This is a genomic window from Microbacterium umsixpiens (assembly GCF_053543675.1).
Window position 1 is genome coordinate 6,330 of sequence record NZ_JBLVOH010000162.1, and the last position, 2,277, is coordinate 8,606.

Consider the following 2,277-nt stretch of genomic DNA (forward strand, 5'->3'; position numbering starts at 1 on the left):
GATGCGGGCGGGCGGCGCTGTTCCGATCGAGCCCGCCGTGCGCAGGAAGACGATGATCCAGCTGAAGATCAGCACTGCGGCGATGAGTTCGACCGCGGTGAGGTTGTAGTAACCGACCGCGAAGAATGCGGCCAGCAGGATGATCACCAGCACGAAGGCCCAGCCGAAGCCCACGAACACCTTCGGGATGCTGGGCAGGAGCCACGGCAGTCCCACCACGACGACGCCGAACACGACCGTCATGCCGGTCGCAACGGTGTTGTGCAGGAGGAAGAACTCGTCGACGGGGAACAGCCCGACACAGGCGAGGAAGATCCCCAGGAGGATCAGACCTCCGCGCACGAGGAAACGTCCGCGGCGGTCGGCGGGATCGTCGGCGGGGAGCCCGGCTGTCGCGTACCGGGCGATGGTCGTCACCATGACGCCGGCGATGATCAGGGTCGCGTTGAAGGCCACGGACGAGCTGTTGCTGCTCATCCCGAGCGCCGACAGGTTGTCGCGCCACCAGTGCACGTCGCTGGAGGCGAGCATGCTGGCGAAGGCGCCGACGACGAGGAAGACCGCGAGCACGAGCGAGAGGACCATGGGCGTGAGCGCCACCGCGCTGAGAAACGAGACGTAGCCGGTCAGAGCGAACGCGACCGCCACCAGCACCGCGCCGGGAAAGGCGAACACCGGCGCATCCGTGAAGCTCCGCTCGAGGAGCTCCGCGACGCCGAGCCAGCCGAGGTAGGCGATCGCCGCGTGCGCGAACGCGATGGCGGCGAGGTCGTACCAGCGCAGTCGATCGCCCGGCACGGTGAAGCCGTCGCGGACCGCGGCCGGATCCACCTGTTCCGGCCGCACCGCGATGCGTCCGAGGGCGAAGGCGATGGCCGCGGTGATCGCTCCGCCGAACGCGGCGAAGACACCGATCGAACCGCTGCCGCTGATCGCCAGATCATGTCCCCAGAACACCGGGAGCGCGACGAGGAAGCCGATCACGAGGAACCCGGCGCCGACGATCAGCGCAGTCGCCTCGAACACGGCATCCGCCGTGTCGGGACCCCGCACCTGCCGCAGCACCTGCACGACTCTCTTCGCGAGTGCATTCATCGTCCGTGCCTCCCGGTCCACATCATAGAAGTCGGCAGGCGTCCGGCCCGCACTAGCCTGGAGGGGTGCCCCAGACTCTCGCCGCCCGCGCCGTCCTTCTCGACATGGACGGGACCCTCGTCGATTCGACAGCTGTCGTGGAGCGGCTCTGGCTCGCCTGGGCGGAGCCGCACGGCATCGACCGCGAGACGGTGCTCCGCGTCGTGCACGGCCGCCAGGGTCACCAGAGCATGGCGATCATGCTGCCCGAGCGCGACCATGCCATCAACCTCCGTGAGAACGAGGTCATGCTCGCCACGGAGGCGAGTGATGTCGACGGTGTGATCGAGATCCCGGGCGCACGGGCGCTGCTCGAGGCGCTGCAGCCGTTCCCGCACGCGATCGTCACCTCCGCCAACGTCGCCCTCATGACCGCTCGGATGCAGGCCGCCGGGCTCACCGTGCCCGAGCGCAGCGTGACCGCCGAAGACGTCTCCGCCTCCAAGCCCGATCCCGAGGGATTCGTCCGCGCCGCGGGCCTGCTGGGGATCGACCCAGCGGACTGCATCGTGTTCGAGGACTCCGGCGCGGGAATCCAGGCGGGTCTCGCGGCCGGCATGCGGGTCGTCGGTGTCGGGAAGCACGCGGCAGCGCACAACCCGACCGTCCTGGTCACGGATCTCTCGCAGGTGGCCGTGACCCCCACGGCCACCGGGTTCGAGATCGCGATCTCCTGACGACGGTCGCTCCCCCGCGAGCGCCGCAACCCGCCGCTACGATGAGGCGATGCGACGTTTCCCCGCCTCGGTGTTCGGCATCGGCGAAGAACCCGATCCGCGTTTCTCTCTGGCGAACGAGCGCACGTTCCTCGCGTGGACCCGCACCGGCCTCGCGCTGATCGCGGGTGGCGTCGCCCTCGAAGTCCTGGGCCTCGACCTGCACGCCGGTTTCCGCCTCGCGGCCTCACTGCTGCTGATGATCACCGGCACCGCGGTCGCCCCCCTCGCCTGGTGGGAGTGGATGCGCGCGGAGCGGGCGCTGCGGCAGTCTCGCCCGCTGCCGGGAGCCTTCTCTGCGGTCGTGCTCGCGGTCGTCGTGACGGTCGTCGGCCTGCTGGTCCTGGCGGGGGTGCTCTGGCGGTGACCGGTCAGGGGCACATCCCCCCGGGGTCACTCGTCTCGGGTCCGTTCGATCCGGGACTGC

At 69.7% G+C, this 2,277-nt stretch carries 3 protein-coding genes; 2 read left to right on the top strand and 1 reads right to left on the bottom strand.

Features of this window, described 5'->3' with window-relative positions; all coding sequences use genetic code 11:
* The coding region (locus tag ACNPM4_RS15785) for a DUF998 domain-containing protein (protein WP_448986310.1) at window positions 1-1,095 on the bottom strand (1,095 nt) is incomplete at its 3' end.
* Between the two features lie 65 nt (window positions 1,096-1,160).
* Between ACNPM4_RS15785 and ACNPM4_RS15790 the strand changes: the two genes are divergently transcribed.
* Together ACNPM4_RS15790 and ACNPM4_RS15795 are read left to right on the top strand one after the other, a co-directional pair.
* Window positions 1,161-1,811 (top strand): HAD-IA family hydrolase, encoded by a 651-nt coding sequence (locus tag ACNPM4_RS15790; protein ID WP_448986311.1) that lies wholly within the window; start codon window positions 1,161-1,163, stop codon window positions 1,809-1,811.
* Between the two features lie 49 nt (window positions 1,812-1,860).
* Window positions 1,861-2,217, top strand: a complete 357-nt coding sequence (locus ACNPM4_RS15795) for a YidH family protein (RefSeq protein ID WP_262000565.1) — start codon at window positions 1,861-1,863, stop codon at window positions 2,215-2,217.
* The last annotated feature ends 60 nt before the right edge of the window (window positions 2,218-2,277 follow it).

Bases quoted from the DNA above. Each gene is read 5' to 3' on its own strand.
- ACNPM4_RS15795 (WP_262000565.1), top strand. From the start codon at position 1,861: ATGCGACGTTTCCCCGCCTCGGTGTTCGGCATCGGCGAAGAACCCGAT.